Raw genomic sequence first — 22836 nt, 5'->3', positions numbered from 1 at the left:
CCCAGACCGTGACCCAGCAGCCGCCGCCCGCCGCCGTGCAGGCGCCGGCCGCCGAGCGCACGCCCGCTGCTGTCGTGCCGCAGCCGGCCAAACCGAAGGCGCCCCAGCGTGTCGCCGCCGTCGCACCGGAGGCCTCCGCCCCCGTCGAGGCTCCGGCCACGACGGCGACCGTCAGCACCGCCGCCGTCGGCGGGTTCTCGGTCCAGCTCGGCGTGCGCACCAGCGCCAAGGATGCGCAGGCCGCGTTCCGCGAGATGCAGGGCAAGTACGGCCAGCTCGCCGGCAAGCCGGAGCTGATCCGCCAGGCCGAGGTCAACGGCAAGACGATCTTCCGCGTCCGCGTCGGGCCGCTCGCCAAGGCCGAGGCCACCAGCCTCTGCACCGAGCTCCAGGGCGCCGGCGGCCAATGCTTCGTCGCCAAGAACTGATGCGATCTGAACCGCAACTTGGGCCGCCGACCCGTCGGCGGTCCGCCTGAGTCGCCGCCGCAACACTTCTCCGCCGTCCGGCCCCGCCGCCAGCCGAGGCCACGGTTCGGGCTTGCGGCGCGGGGCGGTCCCGTCGGACGCTTCCCGGCGGATTCGCCCGCTCACGGGTCCTGACAACTTCACCCCCCTTCCGGGAAGACCGTCGCCGATGACCTCCCGTGCCCTCATCCTCGGCTGCGCCGGCAAGACCCTGTCGGCGGAGGAGACCGCCTTCTTCCGGGATGTGCGCCCCTGGGGCTTCATCCTGTTCAAGCGCAACATCGGCACGCCGGACGAGGTCCGTGCGCTGACCGCGTCGCTGCGGGCGACGATCGGCCGGGACGACGCGCCGATCCTGATCGACCAGGAGGGCGGCCGGGTGCAGCGCATGGGGCCGCCGCACTGGCCGGCCTATCCGGCGGGCGGACGCTTCCGCCGGCTCGACGGGGCGGCGACCGCGATGGCGCGGCTCGGCGCGCGCCTGATGGCGCACGACCTTTCCGAAGTCGGCATCAACGTCGACTGCGCGCCCGTCCTCGACGTGCCGGAGCCCGGCGCGCACGACATCATCGGCGACCGCGCCTACGCCACGACGCCAAGCCAAGTGGCCGAGATCGGCCGGGCGGTGGCCGAGGGCCTGATGGCCGGCGGGGTGCTCCCGGTGATGAAGCACATCCCCGGGCACGGCCGCGCCGCCTGCGACAGCCATCACGGCCTTCCGGTCGTCGAGGCCAGCCTCGAATCCCTGGCTGCCCAGGACTTCGGGCCCTTCCGCGCGCTCGCCGACCTGCCGATGGCGATGAGCGCCCACGTGGTGTTCACGCAGATCGACCCCGACCGGCCCGCCACCCAGTCGCGGACCGTGATCGCCGACGTGATCCGCGGCGCGATCGGCTTCGACGGCCTGCTGATGACCGACGACCTCTCGATGCACGCGCTGACCGGTCCGTTCCGGGCGCGGGCGGAGGCGGCCTTCGCGGCCGGCGTCGACGTGGCGCTCCATTGCAACGGCGACGCGGACGAGATGCGCGCCGTCGCCGAGGGGACGCCGGCGCTGGAAGGCGACGCCCTGCGCCGCGCCGAGGCCGCGCTCGCCCGGCTCGACCACGGCCGCGACGGCTTCGACCTCCAGCTCGCCCGCGCGCAATTCGCCGCGGCCCTGGCGCAGGCCGCCTGACCGTTGCCGGCCGCGCATGGGTTCGCCCCTCCCGCGCGGGATTGACCGCTTGTGTTAACCCGGCGCGGTCCCTAGGTTCCGGCTGAAATTCCACCGCGGACATGGGCCGTCGCGGACACGTCTCGTAACGATGCGTGGCTCGTGGCGCAGGAGGTTGCCATGGGCAGCATGAGTATCTGGCACTGGGTCGTCGTCGCCGTCATCGTCATGCTGCTGTTCGGACGCGGCAAGGTGTCGGACCTGATGGGCGACGTCGCCAAGGGCATCAAGGCCTTCAAGAAGGGCATGGCCGAGGACGAGACGCCGACGCAGGCCGCGACGCCGCCGGTGGCCCCGTCCGAGCCCGTCCGCACCATCCCGCATGCGGCCGAGACCAGCCCCGGCACCGCGATCCCCGCGAGCCACCTGCCGCAAGGCGAGCGCAAGCCCGTCTGAGGAGGCCCGCACCCGAGAGGGTGCACGGCTCATTTCCCGAGTCCCGTCGGCGCCGTGGCGACGGGTCCGAGGCTGCAGGACCGTCGACGACATGCTGGACATGAGCTGGGGGGAGGTGATGCTGATCGGCGGCGTCGCCCTCATCGTCATCGGGCCGAAGGACCTGCCGAAGGCCCTGCGCACCGTGGGCCAGGTGACGCGGAAGGTCCGCCGCATGGCGGGCGAGTTCCAGATGCAGTTCAACGAGGCGATCCGCGAGGCGGAGCTCGACGACGTCCGCAAGGAGGTCGACGGCATCCGCGACACGGTGCGCAACGCGAGTGGCGGCTTCAACCCGGTCCAGACCATCCGCGACGAGCTGAAGGGCGCCGTCGAGGCACGTGCGCCGAAGCCGAGCGCCGAGACCTTGGTCGACGCGACGGCGCAGTTGAAGGCGGCCGAAAGCGAGACGCCGGCTTCCGCAGGCGGGTCCTACGACGTGCCGAAGGCGCTCGACCAGCCCGCCGCCCAGCACGCTCCCGAGATCGAGGCCGCCCCCGCGGCGCCCCCGGTTCCCGGCTCCGTCGACGACCCCTACGGCCCGGCCCCCGATCCGGCGCCGGCGCCGCACGGGCCGGCCCCCTCCGCACCGGCCGCGGGCCATTAAGCGATGATCGACCAGACGGACGAGGCCGAGATCGAGGCGTCGCGTGCGCCGCTCCTCGACCACCTGATCGAATTGCGCGCGCGGCTGATCAAGTCGCTGATCGCCTTCGTGGTGATGTTCTTCGGGTGCTTCTTCTTCTCGCGCGAGATCTACAACATCCTCGTCCACCCCTACGTCTCGATCGTCGGGGTCGAGAACGCAAAGCTCATCGCGACCCACTTCCTCGAGCAGGTCTTCACCAACATCAAGCTCAGCGTCTTCGGCGCGGCGTTCCTCGCCTTCCCGGTGATCGCGACGCAGATCTACGCCTTCGTCGCGCCGGGCCTGTACCGGAACGAGCGCAAGGCCTTCATGCCCTACCTCGTCGCCACGCCGGTGTTCTTCATCCTGGGCGCGCTGGTGGTGTTCTTCCTGGCGATGCCGCTGCTGATCAAGTTCTCGGTGTCGCTGCAGCAGGTCGGCGTCGCGGGCGAGCCGACGATCGCGCTGCTGCCGAAGGTCGACGAGTACCTCTCGCTGATCATGACGTTGATCTTCGCCTTCGGCATCGCCTTCCAGCTTCCGGTGATCCTGACCCTGCTCGGGCAGGTCGGCATCATCGACGCCAAGTTCCTGCGCGAGAAGCGGCGCTACGCGATCGTCCTGGTCTTCGTCGCCGCCGCCGTGCTGACGCCGCCGGACGTGATCTCGCAGCTCTCCCTCGCCCTGCCGATGCTGCTGCTCTACGAGGCCTCGGTGTTCTCGGTGTCGCGCATGGAAAAGCTGCGCGCCCGCCGCCGCATAGCCGAAGGGCTCGACCCCTAGGGCCGCGCGAACGCCTGTCGGACCACGAGGCAGGCGCCGCCTTGCGGAGCAGGTCGCCTCCTCAGAGGCCAGGCCCCTTGGCGGCGCCGTAGATTCGGCCGGGGCGCCCGCCCGCCGAGCCCTGGACCACCACGACCCAGGCGTCGGCCTCGCCGACACGGGCGGCTGCGCGGGGCACCTCGAACCGCACCGCCTGGCCCGTCCAGGGGCCGAGGCGCTGCATCCCGCGCACGACGTTGACGTAGGTCGCGGTGCGGCCGCGGTTCTCGCCGCCGCCGATCGCGACCGGGCGGCTGCGCAGGACCGGCACTAGCCAGACGTCCCCCTTGAGCTCGGCCTTCGGCGCCGGCTCGGCCCCGATCTCGATCACGATGCGCTCGTCCCGCTCCTCGCCGCGGACCGGGACGGAGAGGCCGCCGCGGGCGCTCGACTCGCGCAGCAGCTTTTCCAGCGCCGGACGGTCGGAGCCGACGGTCGAGGCGGAGCCGTTGATGACGGCCTGCGGCGTGAACATCTGTCGCGCCCCGTGGACCCCGGAATAGCCGTGCTGGCGCTCGCCGAACGGGCGCTGGGCCAGGGTGTCCTTCCAGCCGAGGTAGTCCCAGTAGGTCACCGGCAGGGTGAGCGCGAGGATGCCGGGCTGGCGGGCGAGGTCGCCGATCACCGGGTCGGCCGAACGGCAGGCGGCGCATCCTTGGCTGGTGAACAGCTCGACGACCGCCCGCAAGGGCTCGGCCGCCGCCGGACCGCACGACATGCCGAAGGTCAGCGCCGCGATGACGGCGCGGAGCCGGGCGGGCGCATGGGAACGGACGCGGGTCTCCGTCATCGCCTCAGGAGAGCGCACCGGACGCCGGCTGGGAAATCACGTTGGCTTGAGACCCGCCGCCCGACCGAACGCGCGGCTTCGGCAGCATGTTCGGGCGCCAGCGCCGATGCATCCACAGCCACTGGCCGGGATTCTCACGCACCCAGCCCTCGACGATTGTGGTCATCGCCTGCATCGCGCCGGCGATCTCGATCGCCCCGTCCGCGTCGCGGGGCAGGTCGAGGGGCGGGGTCAGCTCGAGCCGGAAACGGCCGTTCGGCAGCCGCACCACGCGCGAGCCGTGGACCGGGCAATCGTAATGGCGGGCGAGCTTGGCGAGCAGCGGGTTCGCGAGGCAGGGACGCCCGAAGAACGACACCACGACGCCGCGGGTGAAGTGCTGGTCGATCAGCTGACCGAGATGGCCGCCGCGCTCGACCACGCCCTGCATCGCGAAGGCGCCGCCGGGGCCGGAGGCGGCCAAGCCCCCCATGGTCTTGCGCCGCACCTCCTGCACCAGCCGGGCGGCGGCCGGATTGTTCGGCGCGCGGAACACCGCCGTGGTCTCGAGATCGAACTTCGCCGCGCAGATCGCCGGCAGCTCCCAGTTCGCCAGATGCGCCGAGAACACCAGGCCCGGCTGGCCGTCGTCGCGCAACGCCAGGAAGTGCTCCAGGCCCTCGACCTGCATGCGCTGGGTCGCCGGGTCGGCGGGGTCGAAGTCGAACAGCGTGTCGAGGTGGGCGTATTCGGCGCCGGTGCGGCCGAGGTTGTCCCAGGCGGAGCGCGCGATGCCTCGGATCTCGGCCCCGGACGCGGCGGGGAAGGCGGCGCGCAGGTTCGCGAGCGCGGTCCGGTGAGAGGGCAGCCACGGCCCGATCGCGCGCAGCAGCGCGCCGCCGGCGTCGCCCGCCCGCTCGGGACCGAGGATGCGCGACAGCCAGAATACCGTGCGGATCAACGGCAGCATCGCGAAGCCCGCGAGCCGCGGCAGGTTGCGCTTCAGGGTCAGGGCGAGGCGCAGCAACGGGTCACTCTTGGGTGCGGGCCGTCCCGTCGAGGCGGGGAGGGCGGGAGGCGCCGCGGAACGAAACGCCCACGGGAGATTCCGCGGGCTTAGATCATTTCGTCGCGAGAGGGGAGGGCGTCAGAAGCTCACCAGGATCTTGCCGAAGACCTTGCGCGATTCCAGCCGTTCGAGCCCCTGCGCGAAATCCGCCAGAGGATAGACCGTGTCGACGACGGGCCGGATGCCGGCCGCCATCTTGTCCAGCGATTGCGCGATGTTGGCGAGCCGGCAGCCGAACGAGCCGGTGATGCGGTATTGCTGCTGGAACAGCTGCATCAAATTCATGGTGGTCGAGACGCCGGAGGTCGAGCCGCAGGTGACGAGCCGGCCGCCGCGCTTGAGGCAGAGCAGCGAGCCGTTCCAGGTGTCGGGCCCGACATGCTCGAACACCACGTCCACGCCCTTGCGCTTGGTCAGGCGGCGGACCTCGCCCTCGAAGCGTTCGGTGCGGTAGTTGACGACGTGGTCTGCGCCGAGCTCGGCGGCCTTGGCGCCCTTCTCGTCGTCGCCCACCGTTGTGTAGACGGTGCAGCCGATCGCCTTGGCCATGCGGATCGCCGCTGTGCCGATCCCCGAGCCGCCGGCATGGACCAGGATGCTTTCGCCCGGTTCCAGCTTGGCGTTGTCGAACAGCATGTGCTGCACGGTGCCGAAGGCGATGCCGGCGCAGGCTGCGTCGGTGAGGCTGACGGCGTCGGGCACCTTCACCACGAGCCGGGCCGGCATGGTGACGAACTCGCGGGCGAAGCCGTCGATGTGGAAGCCCATCACCCCGCCGACATCCTCGCAGAGGTTGTCGCGACCCTCGCGGCAGGCGCGGCATCGGCCGCAGGTCATGGCGCCGTAGAGCGCGACCTTGTCGCCGGCCTCGAGCCCTTCGACGCCCTCGCCGATCTCGGCGATCTCGCCCGCGGCCTCCGCGCCGACGGTCAGCGGCAGGCGCCGCTTGGCGAAGGCCATGCCGCGAAAGCCCCAGACGTCGATGAAGTTCAGGCCGACCGCGCGGACGCGGACCCGGACCTCGCCGGGGCCGGGGGGAGGGGGCGCCTCGACCTCGGTCAGGCGCAGGTCGCGGTCGCCGAAGAGTTGCAGGGCTTGCATCGGATGACTTTCAAACGCTGGGCCGACCCCATCCGGATCTCGGCCGATCCCATTCACGCCCTCATCCTGAGGCGCCCGCGTCGGCGGGCCTCGAAGGAGCCCTCCGGAGAGCGAAGCGATCCCCGGTTGCCTCCTTCGAGGCCTCCGCTTCGCTCCGGCACCTCAGGATGAGGGCGCGGGGTGGGGTTTAGCACGGCGTTTCGCGCCGGAGCATCAAGCCGGGTTTATTCCGGCGCGAGATAGCGTCGCCGCGCCCAGCCCACGGTCCGGCCGACCTTGACCCGGCAACACGTGGTGCGGCTCGGCGTGTCGTTGGTGCAGCCGGCGACCAGCGCGCGGGCACGGATCTCGCCGACCACCTCGGCGGAGGGGTCTGGCTCGGCGCGGATGCTCAGCGTCTCGCCCCGCGGCAGGCCGTCGACGCGGTAGGGGACCGGATCGGCCCGCACGGCACCCGTGCTGAAGCTGAGCAGCAGGCCGGCGAGGGCGGCCGGGACGTGGCGGGACGCGCGCATGGTCAGCGGTGGACGCCCATCATCGCCGTCAGGCCGCCGTCGACCGGCAGGACCGCGCCGGTGACGTAGGCGGCGGGGCCGGCCAAGAGGAACGCCGCGAGCGCCGCCACCTCGGCCGGGTCGGCGAAGCGGCCGGCGGGGATCTGGCGCTCCATGCCGGCGCGGTGGGCGGCGTAGCCGGCCATCATCGGCGTGTCGATGAAGCCCGGCGCGATGACGTTGACGGTGACGCCGCGCTTGGCCGACTCGATCGCGAGCGTCCGGCAATAGGCGACCAGCGCGCCCTTGGTCGCGGCGTAGGCGGCGTTGCCGGTGTTGGCGCGGAGTGCCGCCACCGAGCCGATCGCCACGATGCGCCCGGCGCGCGCGCGGGTCATGCCGCGCACGAGGCTCTTGGCGATCCGCGTCAGCGAGAAGAAGTTGACCTGCATCAGCGCCTCGGCCCGGTCCTGGTCGAGCATCGCGGCGAGCGCGTCGTAGGATTGGCCGGCATTGTGCACGAAGCCGTAATAGCTCTCCGCCTCGGCCGCCTCGCAGAAGGCGTCGAGGGCGCCGCGGTCAGCGAGATCGAGCGAAACCGCCTTGAAGCGCGCGTCCGGATGGCGCTCGCGCAACTCGGCGAGCAGCGCCTCGGCCGGTGCCTGGGAGGCGCGGTAGGTGAAGTCGACCCCGTGGCCGGCGGCGGCGACCGCCCGCACGATCGCCGCGCCGAGCCCCGAGGCGCCGCCGGTGACGAGGACGCGGCGTTCCGCGTTGGCTTCCGCGGTCATGCGGGCTCGGAGCCGAGCACGAGGCAGGTGTTCTGCCCGCCGAAGCCGAACGAGTTCGAGAGCACGCGGGAGACCGGCACGTCGCGCGCCGCGGTGACGATGTCGAGCGGGATCGCCGGGTCCGGCACGGTGTAGTTGATCGTCGGCGGGATGCGCCCGTGCCGGATCGTCAGCAGCGAGATCACGGCCTCGATCGCGCCCGCGGCGGTCAGGGTGTGGCCGAGCATCGACTTGTTCGAGGTGACGGGGATGCGCGCCGCGCCCTCCCCGAACACCGCCATCAGGCCCATCGCCTCCATGCGGTCGTTCTCGGGGGTCGAGGTGCCGTGGGCGTTGACGGTGTCGATCGCCTCCGGCCCGATCCCGGCGTCGTCGAGGCTGGCACGGATCGCCGCGATGATCGGCGCGCCGTCGGGGCTGGAGCGGGTGCGATGGAAGCCGTCGCCCTTCTCGCCGCAGCCGAGCACGTAGCCGAGGATCTTCGCGCCGCGCGCCACGGCCGAGGCCGCGTCCTCCAAAATTAGGGCCGCCGCGCCCTCGCCCATGACGAAGCCGTCGCGGTTCTTCGAGAACGGCTTCGAGGCCGTCTCCGGCGGATCGTTCTGGGTCGAGAGCGCCGAGAGCAGCGAGAAGCGGATCAGCGATTCCGGGTTCACCGACCCGTCGGTGCCGATGCAGAGCGCCGCCTGCATCTCGCCGCGGCGGATCGCCTCGACGCCGAGTTGGATCGCGGTGGCGCCCGACGAGCAGGCGGTGGAGAGCGAGATCGGGGAGCCCTTGGTGCCGAAGCGCTCGGCGATGCGGTCGGCCACCGTGCCGAAGATGAAGAGGTCGTGCCACGCGTCGAAGCTGCGGGACGCCGCCGCCTGCTGCAGGCCGGCATAGGTCACCGGCCCGTCGCCGCCGCAGGCCTCCGCCAGGGCCTTGCGCTGCGGCCACTCCATCTCGACCGGCGGCACCGCGATGAACAGCGCGCCGGGGAAGTCGCCGGCCGAGCCGAGGCCAGCCTGCGCCACCGCCTCCTCGGCCGCCACGCGGGCGAAGCGCTCGGATAGGGCGGGGGCGACCAGCGGGTCGGTGTCGAGGAAGTCGACCGTGCCGGCGATGCGGGTGCGCAGGCCGTCGGTGGGGAAGCGCGCGATCGCGTGGATGCCGGATCGCCCCTGCGTCAGGGCGGTCCAGGTCGCGTCCTGGCCGTGCCCGAGGGAGGAGACGATGCCGAGCCCGGTGACGGCGACGAGCGGGCGGCCGCTTGCGTCGCGATGGGGGTGTCCGGCCGGGGAATGTGCTGCCATGGCGCCGTCTTAATCGGTTTTTTTCGGCCGTGCATCCCGCGCCGTGACGGATCGGACTTGGCCGTCAGGCCCACTCGCCCCGGCGCATCACCGGCACCGACTGCCCGTCGGCGCCGACGCCGTCCACGTCGACCTCGCCCGAGCCGATCATCCAGTCGATGTGGATCAGGCTGCGGTTGGCGCCGCGCGCCGCGAGGTCGTCCTCGGAGAAGTCCGCGCCGCCGCCCACGAAGCACTTCGAGTAGGCCTGGCCGAGCGCGATGTGGCTCGCGGCGTTCTCGTCGTAGAGCGTGTTGTAGAACAGGAGCCCGGAGGCCGAGATCGCCGAGGAGGCCGGCACCAGCGCGACCTCGCCGAGGCGGCGGGCGCCCTCGTCGGTGTCCAGCACCCGGGCAAGCACGTCGCCGCCGCGGGTCGCCGCCGACTCGACGATGCGGCCTTCGGCGAAGCGCACCTGGATGCCCTCGATCAGCGTGCCCTGGTACGACAGCGGCTTGGTGCTGGTGACGTGGCCGTCGACGCGTGCCCGGTGCGGCGTGGTGAAGACCTCTTCCGTCGGGATGTTGGCGTTGCAGGTGATGCCGCTGCGCGAGGTCGCCGCGCCGCCGCACCATTCGTGGTCGTCGGCCAGCCCCACGGTGAGGTCGGTGCCGGGCCCGCGGAAGCGGATCGCCGAGAAGCGGTGGCCGTTCAGCAAGTCCTTGCGCGCGTGGAGGTGGGCGTTGTGCGCGCTCCAGGCGGCGACCGGGTCCGGGCCGTCGACGCGGGAGGCGGAAAACACCGCGTCCCAGAGCCGGGCGACGGCCTCCGCCTCGGGGAGGTCGGGGAACACGGTGCGCGCCCAGGCCGGGGTCGCCGCCGAGACGATGGTCCAGTTGGTGGCGAAGTTGGCGATCAGTTCCAGCGCCGGCACGTAGGCCTTGGAGCGCGACCTGTTGGCGCGGGCGACCTTCTCCGGGTCCTGGGCCGAGAGCAGCGACGGGTCGTCGCCGCTGATCGCGAGGCGGGCGGCCCCGTTGCGGTAGGCCTCCGCCATGCCCGAATAGAGCCAGCCGGCGGCTTTGTCGAAGGCGGCGTCGGGGGCATGCGCGAAGCGCGCGAGCGTCGCGACGTCGTCGCCGAGCAGCGTGGTCACCAGGGAGGCGCCGGCCCGGTAGGCCTCCGCCGTGATGGCGCGGGCCAGCGGCAACGCCTCGAGCGGCGCGGTCAGGACCAGTTCCTGCCCGGGCTGTAGGTTGAGGCCGACCCGGACGGCCACGGTGGCGAGCCGGTCGAGCCGCTCCCCGTGCGTCGATCCCACGACCGGCGGCTCAGCATGCGCGTTCATCGCGACCCTTTCCCGTGACGTCCGATCCTGTCGTGCAGGATGGAGCCCTGCAAGATCGGTGCGGGGTCTAACGGATCAGGCGGTGCGCGACCAGATCAGGCGGTGCGCGACCGGTTCAGGCGGCGCGCGACCACGTGATCTCGCCGAGGCTCTCGCGGAAGGCGAAGCGCATCAGGTGATCGGAGACGACGTTCTCCAGGCGGGTCAGCCCGGCGGGATCGGAGGTGGCGATCCGCATCAACAGGGCGTCGGGCTCGGCGTCGAAGGTGCAGACCCGGTCCTCGCCGAACGGCACGGTGCCGTGCTCGGGGGTCGCGGACACCGGGAACTTGTGGCTCCAGTGGCGGCAGAGCTGCTGCAGGTAGCGGCTCGCCTCGGCGGTCTGCACGCGGGCCTGAGAGGTGGGCATCTCGATCGTCTCCTTGAAACGTCACATCGCGGGCCGGCCGCCGTCTTCGCGTCTGCGAAGACCCGCCGCTGGCCCAAGCAAGTGCCGGACCCTGCTGCCGGCCGCGCGACCGAGGTCCACGTTCCAAACGCAACCTCAGCCGTTAACGCCCGGCTAACGCAGGGAAACCCGCACGCTCCCGGCCTGACTCCGGCCGGTCGCGAGTCGCACCTTGGACCGGCCGATGAGCCGATTTATGGCGCGATGCGTCATGCATCATGGCAACAGATGGTGCGTCGCACAATGGAATTCCACCCGCCTCGGCAGTCCGCGACGCGGAACGTCAGGGCAGGGCGGGCTGCGGGTCGGACGACAGGGCGACGACCTTGCCGGGATTGAGGCGATCCTGCGGGTCGAGGCCGGCCTTGATCGCCCGCATCAGGTCGAGGGCGACCGGGTCGCCGTAATGCTGCAGCTCGTCGCGCTTGATCAGGCCGACGCCGTGCTCGGCGGCGATCGAGCCGTCCATCGCGGTCACGATGTCGTGGACGATGCGGTTGAAGTCGGCCCAGGCGCCGAGGAACGCGGCCTTGTCCATGCCGACCGGCTGGCTGAGGTTGAAGTGCATGTTGCCGTCGCCGACATGGCCGAAGGCGCAGACGCGAAGGCCCGGCATCGCCGCCTCGCAGGCCGCGCTCGCCTGCTCGACGAAGTCGGCGAGCCGCGACAGCGGCACCGACACGTCGTGCTTGATCGAGCCGCCCTCGTAGCCCTGCGCATCCGAGAGGTGCTCGCGCAACGCCCAGAGCCCGAGGTTCTGCGCCTCGCTCGCCCCGAGGGTCGCGTCCTCGACGAGCCCGTCCTCGATCGCGTCCGAGAGCGCCGCCTCGAGCTCGGCCCGGGTGTCGGCGTCGGGCCGGGCGGAGGCGAGCTCGATCAGCGCGTAGGCGCCGTGCGCGCCGGCCAGCGGCCGCACCGTGCCGGGCATGTGCCGCAGCACCATGTCGAGCCCGACCGGCGGGATGAATTCGAAGGCGGTGAGATCCCGGTCGGCGCGCTTGCGCAGGCGCGCGAACAGGTCGAGCGCGACCCGCACCGAGGGCAGCCCGACGAAGCCGACCGTGCGCGAGGCTGGCTTCGGGAACAGCTTGAGCACCGCCATCGTGATGATGCCGAGCGTGCCCTCGGAGCCGACGAACAAGTGCTTGAGGTCGTAGCCGGCGTTGTTCTTGCGCAAGGCCTTCAGGCCGTTCCACACCCGGCCGTCGGCGAGCACCACCTCGAGCCCGAGGACGAGGTCGCGGGCGTTGCCGTAGGCCAGCACGGCGATGCCGCCGGAATTGCAGGCCAGCGCCCCGCCGATGCGCGCGGACCCGCGCGAGGCATAGGAGAGCGGGAACAGCAGCCCGGCCGCGTCGGCCGCATCCTGCACGTCGGCGAGGATCGCGCCGGCCTCGACCACGATGCTCGCATTTACCGCGTCAAGCGACACGATGCGGTTCATCCGCGCCAGCGACAGCACCACGCCGCCATGCGGCACGCCGCCGCCGACGAGCCCGGTGTTGCCCCCCTGCGCCACCACCGCGACGCCGGCGGCCGCGCAGCCCTCGACCACGAAGGCGACCTCCTCGGTCGAGCCCGGCCGCACGGCGGCGAGCGCCGAGCCGCGATAGAGTTTTCGCGACTCCACGAGATAGGGGTCGAGGTCGGACGGGGCGGTGAGCACGTGGGCCGCCCCGAGGCGCGCGCGCAGGGCTTCGAGGAGGGTGTCGGCGGAAGGAGCCGGGGCGAGGGCGGGTTCGGTCATGGGCGATTCTTCGGCAGGGATTCTCGAGCGGACGCGGCCGCGATGCAAACGCTGCGGGCTGCCATGGACCGGTCGCTGGCCTAAGACTAGAGTGATTTCCGCCGAAGTGGACACCGGTTCGGCGAAAGAAAGCACGTTGTAACAAAGGCCTAGAGCCATGGCTCGTCGCAACGCGATGCGGCGTGGCTCTAGCCGCAGCGGGCGCGCGGTCTACCGAATGCCCGAACGACGACCCGCCCCTGTCTCACGAGGCACGCCATGCTGTCCGTCATCCCGAACCCGCCCCGCATCGCCCTGCCGGTCGCCGGCAGCGAAGACCACTTCCCGGTACGCCGGGTCTACTGCGTCGGACGCAACTACGCGGCGCATGCCCGCGAGATGGGGAAGGACCCCGACCGCGAGCCGCCGTTCTTCTTCATGAAACCCGCCGACGCGCTCCAGGCCTGCGGATCCGAGCCGACGCACCACCCCTTTCCGCCGCGCACCGAGAACTACCATTTCGAGATCGAGCTGGTGGCCGCGCTCGCCACCGGCGGGCGCGACATCCCGGTCGAGACCGCCCTCGATCACGTCTACGGCTACGCCATCGGCCTCGACATGACCCGGCGCGACCTTCAGGACGAGGCCAAGGCGCTCGCCCGCCCCTGGGACCTCGGCAAGGCCGCCGACTTTTCCGGGCCGATCGGCCCGATCCACCCGGCCGCCGCGATCGGGCATCCGGCGCGGGGGCCGATCACCCTCTCGGTCGACGGCGCAGAGCGCCAGCGCGGCGACCTCGCCGACATGATCTGGTCGTTGCCCGAGCAGATCGCCTACCTCTCGGCCTATTTCGAGCTTCAGCCCGGCGACCTGATCTTCACCGGCACGCCGGCCGGCGTCGGCCCGGTGCGCCGGGGCGAGCGCATGGTCGGCGCCGTCGCGGGCCTCGGCGAGATCGTCCTGGACGTGGCCTGAGCGGCCGGGCCCCGCCGATGACGAAGCTCCTCGACCGGCCGCTGGCGCGCCGCCTGTTCCACCTCGGCGCGCTGGCGACCCGCGGGATGACGCTCGGCGTCCGCGGCGCGGCCTTCGACCCGCAAGGCCGCGTCTGCCTCGTGCGCCACACCTACGTCACCGGCTGGCAGCTGCCCGGCGGCGGCGTCGAGCGCGGCGAGACCGCGCCGGAGGCGATGGCGCGCGAGTTTCGCGAGGAGGCCGAGATCGCCCTCGCCCCGGGGGCGGCGCTGCGCCTGCACGGCTTCTATCGCAACCGCGCGGCGTCGCCGCGCGACCACGTCGCCCTCTACGTCGCCCCGGCCTTCACGGTGCTCGGCGAGAAGCGGCCCGACCGCGAGATCGCGGCCTGCGCCTTCTTCGCCCTCGACGCGCTCCCCGACGCGACCACCCGCGCGACGGTGGCGCGCCTGCGCGAGATCCGCGACGGCCTTCCGCCCGCCGACCTCTGGTGAGAACCGGCGGCGCGGAAAAATCCTCGCGGAGGGCGCTTGCAACGCCGGTTGGAATGGTGTTTAGAGAGCGCCGCCGGGGCCGCCGGGCACGAGAGTTTCCAGCGGACCAGCATTGTGAGCGGGTGTAGCTCAGGGGTAGAGCACAACCTTGCCAAGGTTGGGGTCGAGGGTTCGAATCCCTTCGCCCGCTCCAATTTTCACGGACAATTACAACGACTTAGCAAAGCCGCCTCCGGGCGGCTTTTTGCTGTGGGGCCGTAACTGGGGCCGAAACGTGCGAAAACCCCGCCCGGGAGACCCCCGGCAGGGTGAAGGCGACAGCGCCTACCAGTTGGTGCACCCGGCGGGTTTCATGACCTCGCGGGTGGTTCGCCCAGTCCGGCTGTGACGTCGCAAGTGGAGGCTGCCACCCCCCGCGTGTCCCGTTCCAGGTCACGCCCGCCACCATCGCGTGCGCTTCCGCACGCGATGGCGGGTCGGCCGTCCCGCCTCCGGTCGCGGCGGATCACTCCAGGCCGAGGACACGGACACCGTCGTGCCGGGTGGCGTAGACCCAGCGCGCGTAGGGGTTCCGGTCGAACATCGCGGCCATCATCATCGCGGACGCCGCCGACGGGACGGCATGCGCGAGCTGCCCCACCGGCTCCGCGATGCCGGTCGCGATGATGCGCTCACAGAGCCCGAGGCCCTTCACGAGCATGTAGCTGTACCCGCCGCGCTTCTTGCGCCAGATCGCGAAGACCATCCCCGCGTCGTCGTAGACGTCGTTATAGACGTCGGCGGGGTTGCCGCCGTTCTGGCGGAACTTCTCGACCTCTTCGTTGAAGGCCGTGGCCTCGGCGTACATCACGCCGAGCTGTTCTTGGGAGAAGGGTTCCATCGGTTTGCCTCTTTGCCGGCACCACTGCCGGGAGGCCTTCCGATATAAGCACAGATCCTTGCACGAACCTTAGCGGCCCAAGCAGATAATTCGACACATCACGGCTTTTCTTTGCATCGAACCCGGATCGCTATGGTTCGGACCGGATGAATACAACGCCTAAACTTTTAATCATCACTGCCGCTCGGAAAGGGGCTTCGGTAACTTTCGCTTTGTCGGAAGGCCCTTTTGGGCGGTCCAAGACCCGGAAAGGCCCGACAAAGCGAGCAAACGACCTCGACGGAGCCTCCACAAAGGCTTTGAGGGGCTATTCACAAGGTTTCAGGCCCCAGAACAAAGGGCTCAGGCCGGATTTCGCTTTGTTAAGGCCAAAAACAAAGTGAAATCCGAGTTTTCGCTTTGTTAGACCGCCAAGACAGCGGTAAAGCGGCGTTTTCGGTGCCTTAAGTCGACTTAGTGCCGCTACAAAGCATCGTAAGACGTGTTTTCCGTGCGTTTAGGCCCGAAAACTGGGTTCTAACAAAGGGCTTCGCTCGATTTCGCTTTGTTATGGCCCTCAACAAAGCGAAATCTGAGCTCAGCCCTTTGTCGCAGCCCCAAACGGCCTCCGCCTCAGCTGTCGCCCCACGCGATCGCCAGGCCGACGGCGGTCCCCAGCGGCAGGGCGAACACCGTCCAGATGACGAGGACCTGCAGCGATCCGTGGATCATGCCCGGGTCCTCCCCACGCGCCGGCGGTCGTTGTGGACCTCGCGCTTCACGGCGTGCTCGATCCACAGGGCGAGCGCGTCCCGAATTCGGGACTCCCGCTCGGCCGGGCCGTCCCCGGGATCGGCGGCGATGATGCGCTCGACGGTCCGCGTCGCCCCGCGGGCGAGCTCGTCGATCGTGGCCTGCTTCATGGCCTGAGATCCAGTTCGACCTTGTCGCCCGGGACGTACCAGGTCGCCTCGACACCATGCCCGGCTTCCCGCGATCCGTACGGGTCCGCCGGGTCGACGTACTGGGACAGCACGTAGAGGGGCGTGGTCCCGTCCGGGTTTCGGGCGCCGTCGATCGTGAGGCCGGCGAGGTGGCCGTCGTGGCGGATGACGAACGACGGCTCCAGCTCCGAGACCCAGCACCCGAGCATGCGTCGGAGCTCGGCCGATCGAAGCTCCTGCTGCCGCGCTAGGGCCAGGTCGACCATCGCCGCGAACACGGCGCCCGGCGACATGGCGTCGACCGCCGCGGGATCCGGTGCCGATTCCTTCAGGGTCGACACGCCGTGTTGCAGGCGATCCCACAGGTTCGGGCCTCGCCCTGGCACGCCAGCGGTGACGTACCCGTCATCAGCGACCTCGGCCCGCTTGGCCCACCACTCCAACGGTCGCTGCTCGATCATGCTCGCCTCCGTGCCTTGGCCTCGGCTGCCCGGCGCGCCTTGCGGTTGGGGCCGGCCTCCTGGAGCCCGGCCAGCATCGAGACGAGTGGGCTCATGCTCCGGTAGGTCACCTCGACCTCCGTGGTGAGCTCGATGCCCCGCGCCATGCGCTGGACCACCTCAGGCAAGGCCGTGCGCCTCAAGGGGATCCGGCGACCGGAGACGTCGATGCTCTCGCTCATGCCCTCAACCCCTGAAGCTGCCTCTCGATGCCGAGACGAACGGTGATGGCGTGGCGCACCTGGTGGACGAATTCCTCGGACGGGTCCTCGCGGAAATCGTTCGGGGTGCAGTGCCAGGCGCAGTAGACGATCACGGCGTCGCCCTGCGTCACCCTCGCGCGGTTGACGGTGACGACGTCGCCCCTGGCCTCGATGCGGATCTCGTCGCCGTCCGAAGGCAGGCCGATCGCTTCGAGAGCCTCCCTCGCGATCGGGCCGGGGGCTTGGCCTACCCATAGGGAATGCGGCAGGGACCGCTGTTCCTCAGGGACGACCACGGCCATGAGGGGCGGCGTCATGCGGAAGGGCGTCTCGGTGTACCAGCGCATGGCTCAGGCCCCCCTGCCGTAGTCCGAGACCGACGGCGCGCTCGAACAGCCCGAGTGGTCGTTGCCCGTGAGGTGGTCGAGGATCCGGTAGAGGTCGTGCCCGAGGGGGAAGACCTCGTTGGGGCCGACCTTCTCCTTGAGGGCGTCGAGGGCCGCGATCGCGCTGAATGTCCGGGCCAGCGCGGCCGGGATGTCGGCCGTGCCCGGGACCGGCGTCACCGCCTGGGTCGCCTGCAGGATCAGCCGGCGCAGGGCGCTGCGGAAGCGGATGGCGTCGGGGACGCGGGGTTCGTCGTCCCGCAGCGGTACCATGTGCGGCCGGACGTTCGCCGTCGTGACGTGCTTGTGGTCGCACAGCAGGCGCAGGTCGCCGTGCACGTAGTCGAGATCCAGCATCCACGCCTTCCCCGTCCGGCGGTTCATGCCGTCGAGCGCCTCCGCCAGGATCTCGCGGATCGCCTCGTCACCCAGGTCCTTGATGGTGATGTCCATGGTCATGCCCTCCCGGGGATCGGTTGCAGCCCGAGCAGTTCGAGCCAGGCGGTCCAGACGAATTCGACGGCGGCCTTGGCCTCCGCCTCGGTCACCGCGGTGCCGGCCATCTCCAGGCCGGACACCTTCGGCATGATGACCTTCCAATCCCAGGCAGGCTTGGGGTCGGATCGCAGATGAAAATGGACGAGGGTGTAGGCCACCAGCTTGTCGCCGCTGAAGGCCTCCGATCCGCCTGGACCCGTCTCGACCCACCGCATCAGGATGCCACCGCCGCCGAGGCCCCCCACTCGCGCTCGGGCTCGTCCGGCGGGTTGCGAGACAGGATCTCGAACACGTGCCCATCGTCGCCGTTGCCGACGTGGATGACCTTGTCGGCGGTCCAGATCTCCAGGCCCTCGATTCCCTCGGGGAACGTCGCCTTCTGGTAGGAGCCCCATGGCAGCGCGACCCCCGCGCAGACGGCGCGGATTCGGTCGGCATCCCGGGTGAGCACGGAGCCGCGCTCGTCGTACTCGTCACCCCAAGCGAGCATGGCGATCGGCTTCGTCTCCATGCCGTCGATCCATGTCAGAAGCTTGCGCTCGCTCATGCCCGGCCCTCCGAGATGAGGCCCTTGGCAACGAGGATCGAGTAGACGCCCGCGGCCTGCTGGCGGCTGTTGAGCCCGTCGGCCTGCGCCTGATCGAGGACCTCCCGGATCAGATCCCACGGCGGCGTCGGCGGCAGGGCAGCCCGGGTGGCCCAAGCGGCCCATCGGGCGTGGTTGGCCCGGGTCCGGGCGTTGCCCGCGAACCGCTTCGCTAGGCGGGCGACGACGACCGGGTCGACGGCCTGCGCTTCGGATGACATCCCATTTCCCCCTACGGATTTCGACAGATCCGCAGTGTGCCACGATCGAACGATTCGCACTGGACTGCGACCGGGATTTCGCGCAGCCGCTGAGTCGGTAGGCTGACTTTCATCCGGGCCGGCTACGATGCGGGCATGCAAGAGCTCAGAGACCTCGGCGAGCAGATCGCCACGAACCGCAAGGCCCGCCGGATGCCCGTGCGACGGCTCGCCGTGGTGGCCGGGGTAAGCCCGGCCTGGCTCGCCGCGCTGGAGAAGGGCGAGATCGCCGACCCCAGCATCGCGAAGGTGGCCCGGGTCCTGAACGGGCTCGACTTGGATCTCAGGGTCCGGGAGTGGCACGGAGGCGTGCCGGACCTGGACGAGTTGTCGGAGGAGAACGAGCGGCTCCGGCAGCAACTCCGGGACCCGGCCGCTCGGGCGCTAAGGTTCCGTTGACCAGTCCTGCGATCCCGTACCGCGTCGAGACGATTTCCCCAGGGGCAAGCCGGGGCGACCATTGCGTCGTCGGAATCCCGCAGGGTACGGTGACCGCCTAGACCTGGGATGACCTCGATGACCCGCCGCGCACTCTCGAAACGGATAGCCGCCACCGCCGCCTGAGCCCCCGGCTCGGCGCGCCTGCGTCTATCGTTTCAAGAGGCCGTCCCCATGTCGAAGCCCCATCCCACGCGCGGTCGCCGCGTCGCCGCCACGCGCCTGTCCCTCCAGGACCCCTCCCAGTATTGCGGGCCGATCGAGCCGCAGGTCCCCCTGACGCTGCAGGAGCGCCTGCTCGGCGGCGAGATGGTCAAGAACCTGCCGGGGCTCGACCTGGCCATCACGATCGTGTCGCTGACCGAGACGGGGTCGACGTACCCCAGCCGGGTCCGCCTCGCCGCCCGGCGGGCAGCGGAGGCCCCGTCGGCCAAGACGGCGGCCGCGCTGGAGCGGGCGCTGCGTCGCGAGCTCGACCGCGACGACCTCGCCGATTATCAGGCGATCGAGATGTCGCGGGTCGCGGACCTGCTCATCTGCCACCAAGCGGCGTTCGGATCCGCCGTGGCCAACGCCCGCATGGCGGCGATGGCATTCAACTACACAGGCCGGCTGCTGCGGGAAGGCCGCGCCGCGCCCGTGTGGCTGGCGCTGCGCAGCGCGATGATGTTCGCCGAGGACGCCAGCGAGGAGATCGAGGCGCTGCGGCACGTCCCGGAGCCGCGCTACCCCCGGCTGTCGATGCTCAACGCGCGGGTCTCGAACCTGTCGAGCGAGCTCTCGATCGGGGCCGAGGCGCAGGAGCTCGTGGAGGTCGACCGGGCCGTGCTCGACGGCGGCGTCGGCGCCGACGGGACGGTCGATCCGGCGGACACCGAGTTCCTCGATCGCCTCATCTGGAAGACCAGGCCGGAGCCCGGGCCGACGATGGTCGTGCTCGACCAGCATGGCGTCGACCACCTGCCCGGCAGCGCGAGCTCGGGCTCGTCGAACGCCTCGCGCGGCAGCACCCCGCGGGCCGAGTTCCAGCCGCTCGCCGGCGTGGCGCTGCCCCTCGTCCACGGGATCGACGTCGCGGCCGTGCGGATCGCCCTCGACCGCGAGTTCCCCTGGCTCGCCGACATCACGGGCAAGCTGCTCGGCGATCTCGTCGGCGGTCGGTTCGCGCGGTTCCAACGGACGCTGCTGGTCGGCCGGCCCGGCTCGGGCAAGACGCGGTACCTCCGCAGGGTTTCTGGCCTGTGCCGGATCCCGTCCCTCGTCTACAGCGCGGCCGGCGTCGCCGATTCCGCGTTTGGCGGGACGTCCCGGCAGTGGAGCACGGGGCGCGCCTGCGTCCCGCTGCAGCTGATCCAGCGCACGCGCACGGCCAACCCCTGCATCATCGTCGACGAGATGGAGAAGGCGGCTACCCGGCGCGAAAATGGAGCCCTGATCGACACCCTCACGGCCCTGCTGGAGCCGGAGGGGTCCCGTGCCTTCTTCGACCCGTACATCGAGACCGAGGTCGACCTGTCGGCGGTCCAGTACCTCGCGACCGCCAATTCGACAGCCGGCGTCGCGGCGCCGCTACTCGACCGGCTTCGGGTCGTGGCGGTGCCCGATCCCAGGCCTCAGGACCTGCCGGCAATCCTGGCGACGCTGCTCCCGGAGATCCGCGCCGACCGCGGGCAGGACGAGGCCTGGTGCCCCGACCTCGATCCGGAGGAGGTCGCGATCGTCGCCGAGGCGTGGGGCAAGGGCGGGTCCATCCGCCCCCTGCGCCGGATCGTCGAGACGCTGCTCTCCGGGCGTGAAGCCCTCGCTCCGCGTCATTGAGGGAGGGACCGATGTCGCAAGCTCAGCTGTCCGCCCTCGCGGACCGGATCCAGGACGCCTGGGAGAACGGGCGGATCTGCTCCCTCGTCGGCCGGGGGTGCAGGGCGCGGATCGTCCGGATCGCTCGACTGCTCGACGCCGGGCGGATCGATGCAGATCGGGCCCTGCGCCTCGCCATGGAGGCCGAGGGCGCGGCCATGTGCTTCGCGCCCCTCCCGGCGGAGCCGGCCCGATGAGCATCGTCCAGGAATTCTACTCGATCGCCGGCACCGTCCTGAAGGACCAGCGCCGGGTCCCGTCGATCCGCGTCGAAGCCGTCGAGCCCACGCCAGCCGGTCCCCGCGTCCGGTGGACAGGGGGACCGTACGGGCCCCGCGTCGTCGCGACGGAGGACGGCACGCGGTGGCGCGGCGGCGTCGGTCCCCAGGTCCTGCTCGAAGGGATCTCACGCTACCTGGCCGTCCGGTGGCGGGAGCGGACGCCGACGGTGCCAACGAACTGGAGCGAGGTCCTCGCCGCCCGGCATCCGGCCGTGTTCACGTCGGGCGGTCCCTACACCTGCCCGGGATGGGCCTCGCTCTGGGCCGCCGGCGCCGAGTGGATCGAGGAGGTCGGGGTCCCGCCCGGGTTCGCGACCGACGACGCCAAGGCCAAGTTCGGCACCCTGCGGTGGCACCACCACGCAGACGACTGGTCCGACGACGTCGCCGACGTCGTCGAGGCGATCGAGACGATCTCCGACGGGATCTGCGAGGCCTGCGGAGCCCCCGGCCGGACGCGCTTCAGGCCCTGGATCGAAACCCTGTGCCACACCCACAACACGGAACCCCGCTGATGCGCCCCCTCATCCTCGCCGCCGCCCTGCTCGGGTCGGCCCCCTGCCTCGCCGGCACGTTCCCGACGGCGGAGACGTGGTCCGTCACCGTGCAGGACGACATCCTCGACAGGATGTCCGTGCAGAGCGTGCTCACCGTCAGGCGGATGGACGACCGCGTCCGCTTCACGCTGGACTGCGTCGTCTCCGGACCTGCCGCGCGCACGGATTCGCGCACATCCGCATGGGGCACGGCCTCGATCGCCGGCGACGTCGTCACCGGCATCGTCGAGGGCAGCGAGGACGTGCTGCAACTCCCCGACCGCACCTTCACGATGACGCTCAGGGGCAGGATCGGCACGTGGGGGAGCAACATCCCGGGCTGCACGCAGAGGGCAGAATTCCTCCGCGATGCCGTTGTGGATGGCATCCAGGCGATCGACAGTGTCCGTAGAGGGAGGGATTGATGCGCCTGCGAGATCTAACACCCGCCGAACGCCGCGCCGTCGAGGAGCGCCGTGCCGAGGTGCGCGCCGCCCTCGCCGGGGTGGATCCCGCGTGGCGCCCGGACGCCGCCGCGATCGATGAGGCGCCCTTCCTCGATGACTGGAGCGTCCGGAACTACCCAGGGACCGACAGGCCCTGCATCGAGGCGCTCTGTTGGAACCACCCCGTCCACGGCTCGACGATCCTCAAGACCAGCATCGTGCTCCAGCAGGGCCCGGGCTACGCGGTCTGCGAGAGCGCCCGCGTCTACCTGCTCGGGACCCCCAGCCCCACACCCGAGGAGCGCCACGCCCGGATCCTCGACGGCCGCCGCGGGAAGGGCCGTCCCGCCGACGCGCCGGCCCCGGATCCGGAGGCCGTCCCGGGGCCTGGCGTCCGCCCGCGCTGACCCGCCGTCCGCACGTTTGAGCACACCGTCGGCCCGTGTGGACCCGACGGTGTGCCAAGATGTGCTACGGCGTTTTTTGTATTCACCTTCCCGTAAGCTTCGGGAAAGCTTCACGAAAATCGCCGTCTTACTGACACCTCGATTTTTGGTAAACGCGTTACCAGTATCGGGATGGCGTTTCCGCCTCAGCCCGCCGTCTCGCTGGCGAGTTCCTGGACCTGGTCGACGGCCGCCTCGGCCGGCGCGGGATTCGGTGCCTCGGGCGACCGCACGCCCTGCATCTGATGGCGGAGAAGATCCGCGCGGTACCGGCGGCAGGTGACGGCGGCGCGTTCATGCTCGGCCGCGCCCTCCAGCAGGAGCGCGTCGAGGACGGGCGTGAGCCACCCGGGGATCGGTCGAGCCCGTGTCAGCCACATGCTGACGATCGACAGGCTGACCTTCCGCCCGCGGGCGGCCGACAGCCCTTCCGCGAGCTGCAAGCGGGTGTAGCCGGCGCCGTAGACCGCCTCGGCGATCGTATGGAGCTCGACCGGGTAGACGGCCACGGGCTCCGGGGGGAGCGCGTGGGCGACGGG

The 22836-nt window shown here is 70.9% G+C and carries 31 protein-coding genes, 1 tRNA gene and 1 pseudogene; 14 read left to right on the top strand and 19 right to left on the bottom strand.

The window, feature by feature from the left end; all coding sequences use genetic code 11:
• The 5 genes from FV229_RS15760 to tatC all read left to right on the top strand — a co-directional run.
• On the top strand, positions 1-428 hold a 428-nt coding region (locus FV229_RS15760), incomplete at its 5' end, for an SPOR domain-containing protein (protein ID WP_147752886.1).
• 208 nt (positions 429-636) lie between these two features.
• Positions 637-1644: a beta-N-acetylhexosaminidase gene (gene nagZ, locus FV229_RS15755; protein ID WP_147752885.1), complete on the top strand. Its 1008-nt coding sequence runs from the start codon at positions 637-639 to the stop codon at positions 1642-1644.
• Between the two features lie 159 nt (positions 1645-1803).
• The gene (locus tag FV229_RS15750) at positions 1804-2079 is read left to right on the top strand and encodes a twin-arginine translocase TatA/TatE family subunit (protein ID WP_147752884.1); all 276 of its coding nucleotides are present in this window, start codon (positions 1804-1806) and stop codon (positions 2077-2079) included.
• Positions 2080-2170: 91 nt separating this feature from the next.
• Complete coding sequence (tatB, locus tag FV229_RS15745; protein WP_147752883.1) at positions 2171-2725, top strand: Sec-independent protein translocase protein TatB; 555 nt, start codon at positions 2171-2173, stop codon at positions 2723-2725.
• Positions 2726-2728: 3 nt separating this feature from the next.
• The gene (gene tatC / locus FV229_RS15740; RefSeq protein WP_147752882.1) at positions 2729-3529 is read left to right on the top strand and encodes a twin-arginine translocase subunit TatC; all 801 of its coding nucleotides are present in this window, start codon (positions 2729-2731) and stop codon (positions 3527-3529) included.
• Between the two features lie 61 nt (positions 3530-3590).
• Here the strand turns inward: tatC and FV229_RS15735 are convergent, their stop codons facing one another.
• The 9 genes from FV229_RS15735 to FV229_RS15695 all read right to left on the bottom strand — a co-directional run bounded on the left by FV229_RS15735 (position 3591) and on the right by FV229_RS15695 (position 12609).
• Positions 3591-4358 (bottom strand): DUF1223 domain-containing protein, encoded by a 768-nt coding sequence (locus FV229_RS15735; protein WP_147752881.1) that lies wholly within the window; start codon positions 4356-4358, stop codon positions 3591-3593.
• Positions 4359-4362: 4 nt separating this feature from the next.
• Entirely contained in the window at positions 4363-5364 is a 1002-nt protein-coding gene (locus FV229_RS15730) for a lipid A biosynthesis lauroyl acyltransferase (protein WP_147752880.1), read from the bottom strand.
• A gap of 120 nt (positions 5365-5484) precedes the next feature.
• A complete protein-coding gene (locus FV229_RS15725; protein WP_147752879.1) occupies positions 5485-6507 on the bottom strand; it encodes a zinc-binding dehydrogenase in 1023 nt (340 codons plus the stop codon).
• Positions 6508-6731: 224 nt separating this feature from the next.
• The gene (locus FV229_RS15720; RefSeq protein ID WP_147752878.1) at positions 6732-7022 is read right to left on the bottom strand and encodes an SH3 domain-containing protein; all 291 of its coding nucleotides are present in this window, start codon (positions 7020-7022) and stop codon (positions 6732-6734) included.
• A gap of 2 nt (positions 7023-7024) precedes the next feature.
• A complete protein-coding gene (locus FV229_RS15715; RefSeq protein ID WP_147752877.1) occupies positions 7025-7792 on the bottom strand; it encodes an SDR family oxidoreductase in 768 nt (255 codons plus the stop codon).
• Positions 7789-9087, bottom strand: a complete 1299-nt coding sequence (locus FV229_RS15710) for a beta-ketoacyl-ACP synthase (protein ID WP_147752876.1) — start codon at positions 9085-9087, stop codon at positions 7789-7791. Before FV229_RS15710 ends, FV229_RS15715 begins: the two co-directional genes overlap by 4 nt.
• Positions 9088-9151: 64 nt before the next feature.
• Positions 9152-10414, bottom strand: a complete 1263-nt coding sequence (locus tag FV229_RS15705; RefSeq protein ID WP_147752875.1) for an aminopeptidase — start codon at positions 10412-10414, stop codon at positions 9152-9154.
• Positions 10415-10529: 115 nt separating this feature from the next.
• A complete protein-coding gene (locus FV229_RS15700) occupies positions 10530-10823 on the bottom strand; it encodes a DUF2218 domain-containing protein (RefSeq protein WP_147752874.1) in 294 nt (97 codons plus the stop codon).
• 322 nt (positions 10824-11145) lie between these two features.
• On the bottom strand, positions 11146-12609 hold the full coding sequence (locus FV229_RS15695) for an FAD-binding oxidoreductase (protein ID WP_147752873.1): 1464 nt from the start codon (positions 12607-12609) through the stop codon (positions 11146-11148).
• 258 nt (positions 12610-12867) lie between these two features.
• Between FV229_RS15695 and FV229_RS15690 the strand changes: the two genes are divergently transcribed.
• The 3 genes from FV229_RS15690 to FV229_RS15680 all read left to right on the top strand — a co-directional run bounded on the left by FV229_RS15690 (position 12868) and on the right by FV229_RS15680 (position 14250).
• Positions 12868-13563 (top strand): fumarylacetoacetate hydrolase family protein, encoded by a 696-nt coding sequence (locus FV229_RS15690; protein WP_147752872.1) that lies wholly within the window; start codon positions 12868-12870, stop codon positions 13561-13563.
• A gap of 17 nt (positions 13564-13580) precedes the next feature.
• Positions 13581-14057, top strand: coding sequence for an NUDIX domain-containing protein (locus tag FV229_RS15685; protein ID WP_147752871.1), 477 nt, complete (start codon positions 13581-13583; stop codon positions 14055-14057).
• 118 nt (positions 14058-14175) lie between these two features.
• Positions 14176-14250: transfer RNA gene (locus FV229_RS15680), tRNA-Gly, on the top strand.
• A gap of 312 nt (positions 14251-14562) precedes the next feature.
• On the opposite strand, the gene FV229_RS15675 is transcribed toward FV229_RS15680, so the two are convergent.
• The 9 genes from FV229_RS15675 to FV229_RS15635 all read right to left on the bottom strand — a co-directional run bounded on the left by FV229_RS15675 (position 14563) and on the right by FV229_RS15635 (position 18254).
• Complete coding sequence (locus FV229_RS15675; protein ID WP_147752870.1) at positions 14563-14937, bottom strand: hypothetical protein; 375 nt, start codon at positions 14935-14937, stop codon at positions 14563-14565.
• A 707-nt stretch (positions 14938-15644) separates the two neighbouring features.
• Positions 15645-15839, bottom strand: coding sequence for a hypothetical protein (locus tag FV229_RS15670; RefSeq protein ID WP_147752869.1), 195 nt, complete (start codon positions 15837-15839; stop codon positions 15645-15647).
• Positions 15836-16321 carry a hypothetical protein gene (locus FV229_RS15665; RefSeq protein ID WP_147752868.1) on the bottom strand — a complete coding sequence of 162 codons (486 nt, stop codon included), beginning with the start codon at positions 16319-16321 and terminating at the stop codon, positions 15836-15838. Before FV229_RS15665 ends, FV229_RS15670 begins: the two co-directional genes overlap by 4 nt.
• Positions 16318-16542: a hypothetical protein gene (locus tag FV229_RS15660; protein ID WP_147752867.1), complete on the bottom strand. Its 225-nt coding sequence runs from the start codon at positions 16540-16542 to the stop codon at positions 16318-16320. Before FV229_RS15660 ends, FV229_RS15665 begins: the two co-directional genes overlap by 4 nt.
• Positions 16539-16880 (bottom strand): hypothetical protein, encoded by a 342-nt coding sequence (locus FV229_RS15655; protein ID WP_147752866.1) that lies wholly within the window; start codon positions 16878-16880, stop codon positions 16539-16541. Before FV229_RS15655 ends, FV229_RS15660 begins: the two co-directional genes overlap by 4 nt.
• A gap of 33 nt (positions 16881-16913) precedes the next feature.
• Positions 16914-17402, bottom strand: coding sequence for a hypothetical protein (locus FV229_RS15650; protein ID WP_147752865.1), 489 nt, complete (start codon positions 17400-17402; stop codon positions 16914-16916).
• A gap of 2 nt (positions 17403-17404) precedes the next feature.
• Positions 17405-17605 (bottom strand): hypothetical protein, encoded by a 201-nt coding sequence (locus FV229_RS15645; protein WP_147752864.1) that lies wholly within the window; start codon positions 17603-17605, stop codon positions 17405-17407.
• A gap of 56 nt (positions 17606-17661) precedes the next feature.
• Positions 17662-17994: a hypothetical protein gene (locus tag FV229_RS15640; RefSeq protein WP_147752863.1), complete on the bottom strand. Its 333-nt coding sequence runs from the start codon at positions 17992-17994 to the stop codon at positions 17662-17664.
• A complete protein-coding gene (locus tag FV229_RS15635; RefSeq protein ID WP_147752862.1) occupies positions 17991-18254 on the bottom strand; it encodes a hypothetical protein in 264 nt (87 codons plus the stop codon). The genes FV229_RS15640 and FV229_RS15635 overlap by 4 nt, the downstream gene beginning before the upstream one ends.
• A 135-nt stretch (positions 18255-18389) precedes the next feature.
• Here FV229_RS15635 and FV229_RS15630 point away from each other — a divergent pair, with 135 nt between their 5' ends.
• From FV229_RS15630 to FV229_RS15605, 6 genes are all read left to right on the top strand, one after another.
• Positions 18390-18692: a helix-turn-helix transcriptional regulator gene (locus tag FV229_RS15630; protein WP_147752861.1), complete on the top strand. Its 303-nt coding sequence runs from the start codon at positions 18390-18392 to the stop codon at positions 18690-18692.
• A 213-nt stretch (positions 18693-18905) separates the two neighbouring features.
• Positions 18906-20549, top strand: a complete 1644-nt coding sequence (locus tag FV229_RS15625; protein WP_147752860.1) for an AAA family ATPase — start codon at positions 18906-18908, stop codon at positions 20547-20549.
• Positions 20550-20560: 11 nt separating this feature from the next.
• A complete protein-coding gene (locus FV229_RS15620) occupies positions 20561-20785 on the top strand; it encodes a hypothetical protein (RefSeq protein WP_147752859.1) in 225 nt (74 codons plus the stop codon).
• Complete coding sequence (locus FV229_RS15615; RefSeq protein WP_147752858.1) at positions 20782-21384, top strand: hypothetical protein; 603 nt, start codon at positions 20782-20784, stop codon at positions 21382-21384. Before FV229_RS15620 ends, FV229_RS15615 begins: the two co-directional genes overlap by 4 nt.
• Positions 21384-21830: a hypothetical protein gene (locus tag FV229_RS15610; protein ID WP_147752857.1), complete on the top strand. Its 447-nt coding sequence runs from the start codon at positions 21384-21386 to the stop codon at positions 21828-21830. Before FV229_RS15615 ends, FV229_RS15610 begins: the two co-directional genes overlap by 1 nt.
• The gene (locus tag FV229_RS15605) at positions 21830-22258 is read left to right on the top strand and encodes a hypothetical protein (protein WP_147752856.1); all 429 of its coding nucleotides are present in this window, start codon (positions 21830-21832) and stop codon (positions 22256-22258) included. Before FV229_RS15610 ends, FV229_RS15605 begins: the two co-directional genes overlap by 1 nt.
• 185 nt (positions 22259-22443) lie before the next feature.
• On the opposite strand, the pseudogene FV229_RS15600 reads toward FV229_RS15605, so the two are convergent.
• Positions 22444-22836, bottom strand: a pseudogene (locus FV229_RS15600) (hypothetical protein); the annotation flags it as partial.

Origin of the sequence: Methylobacterium sp. WL120, from assembly GCF_008039465.1 — a bacterium.
Lineage (GTDB): Bacteria > Pseudomonadota > Alphaproteobacteria > Rhizobiales > Beijerinckiaceae > Methylobacterium > Methylobacterium cerastii.
Note: the sequence above shows the minus strand (reverse complement) of the source record. Positions and strands in the feature narration are given on the sequence as shown.

Excerpts from the sequence above, each read along its gene's own strand:
- FV229_RS15610 (WP_147752857.1), top strand. The coding sequence starts at position 21,384 with ATGCGCCCCCTCATCCTCGCCGCCGCCCTGCTCGGGTCGGCCCCCTGC.
- FV229_RS15605 (WP_147752856.1), top strand. The coding sequence starts at position 21,830 with ATGCGCCTGCGAGATCTAACACCCGCCGAACGCCGCGCCGTCGAGGAG.
- FV229_RS15695 (WP_147752873.1), bottom strand. The coding sequence starts at position 12,609 with ATGACCGAACCCGCCCTCGCCCCGGCTCCTTCCGCCGACACCCTCCTC.
- FV229_RS15655 (WP_147752866.1), bottom strand. The coding sequence starts at position 16,880 with ATGACGCCGCCCCTCATGGCCGTGGTCGTCCCTGAGGAACAGCGGTCC.
- FV229_RS15660 (WP_147752867.1), bottom strand. The coding sequence starts at position 16,542 with ATGAGCGAGAGCATCGACGTCTCCGGTCGCCGGATCCCCTTGAGGCGC.
- nagZ (WP_147752885.1), top strand. The coding sequence starts at position 637 with ATGACCTCCCGTGCCCTCATCCTCGGCTGCGCCGGCAAGACCCTGTCG.
- FV229_RS15725 (WP_147752879.1), bottom strand. The coding sequence starts at position 6,507 with ATGCAAGCCCTGCAACTCTTCGGCGACCGCGACCTGCGCCTGACCGAG.
- FV229_RS15705 (WP_147752875.1), bottom strand. The coding sequence starts at position 10,414 with ATGAACGCGCATGCTGAGCCGCCGGTCGTGGGATCGACGCACGGGGAG.
- FV229_RS15615 (WP_147752858.1), top strand. The coding sequence starts at position 20,782 with ATGAGCATCGTCCAGGAATTCTACTCGATCGCCGGCACCGTCCTGAAG.
- FV229_RS15670 (WP_147752869.1), bottom strand. The coding sequence starts at position 15,839 with ATGAAGCAGGCCACGATCGACGAGCTCGCCCGCGGGGCGACGCGGACC.
- FV229_RS15700 (WP_147752874.1), bottom strand. The coding sequence starts at position 10,823 with ATGCCCACCTCTCAGGCCCGCGTGCAGACCGCCGAGGCGAGCCGCTAC.
- FV229_RS15625 (WP_147752860.1), top strand. The coding sequence starts at position 18,906 with ATGTCGAAGCCCCATCCCACGCGCGGTCGCCGCGTCGCCGCCACGCGC.
- tatC (WP_147752882.1), top strand. The coding sequence starts at position 2,729 with ATGATCGACCAGACGGACGAGGCCGAGATCGAGGCGTCGCGTGCGCCG.
- FV229_RS15635 (WP_147752862.1), bottom strand. The coding sequence starts at position 18,254 with ATGTCATCCGAAGCGCAGGCCGTCGACCCGGTCGTCGTCGCCCGCCTA.
- FV229_RS15665 (WP_147752868.1), bottom strand. The coding sequence starts at position 16,321 with ATGATCGAGCAGCGACCGTTGGAGTGGTGGGCCAAGCGGGCCGAGGTC.
- FV229_RS15720 (WP_147752878.1), bottom strand. The coding sequence starts at position 7,022 with ATGCGCGCGTCCCGCCACGTCCCGGCCGCCCTCGCCGGCCTGCTGCTC.
- FV229_RS15620 (WP_147752859.1), top strand. The coding sequence starts at position 20,561 with ATGTCGCAAGCTCAGCTGTCCGCCCTCGCGGACCGGATCCAGGACGCC.
- FV229_RS15630 (WP_147752861.1), top strand. The coding sequence starts at position 18,390 with ATGCAAGAGCTCAGAGACCTCGGCGAGCAGATCGCCACGAACCGCAAG.
- FV229_RS15640 (WP_147752863.1), bottom strand. The coding sequence starts at position 17,994 with ATGAGCGAGCGCAAGCTTCTGACATGGATCGACGGCATGGAGACGAAG.
- FV229_RS15675 (WP_147752870.1), bottom strand. The coding sequence starts at position 14,937 with ATGGAACCCTTCTCCCAAGAACAGCTCGGCGTGATGTACGCCGAGGCC.
- FV229_RS15685 (WP_147752871.1), top strand. The coding sequence starts at position 13,581 with ATGACGAAGCTCCTCGACCGGCCGCTGGCGCGCCGCCTGTTCCACCTC.
- FV229_RS15710 (WP_147752876.1), bottom strand. The coding sequence starts at position 9,087 with ATGGCAGCACATTCCCCGGCCGGACACCCCCATCGCGACGCAAGCGGC.
- FV229_RS15735 (WP_147752881.1), bottom strand. The coding sequence starts at position 4,358 with ATGACGGAGACCCGCGTCCGTTCCCATGCGCCCGCCCGGCTCCGCGCC.
- tatB (WP_147752883.1), top strand. The coding sequence starts at position 2,171 with ATGCTGGACATGAGCTGGGGGGAGGTGATGCTGATCGGCGGCGTCGCC.
- FV229_RS15750 (WP_147752884.1), top strand. The coding sequence starts at position 1,804 with ATGGGCAGCATGAGTATCTGGCACTGGGTCGTCGTCGCCGTCATCGTC.
- FV229_RS15650 (WP_147752865.1), bottom strand. The coding sequence starts at position 17,402 with ATGGACATCACCATCAAGGACCTGGGTGACGAGGCGATCCGCGAGATC.
- FV229_RS15690 (WP_147752872.1), top strand. The coding sequence starts at position 12,868 with ATGCTGTCCGTCATCCCGAACCCGCCCCGCATCGCCCTGCCGGTCGCC.
- FV229_RS15715 (WP_147752877.1), bottom strand. The coding sequence starts at position 7,792 with ATGACCGCGGAAGCCAACGCGGAACGCCGCGTCCTCGTCACCGGCGGC.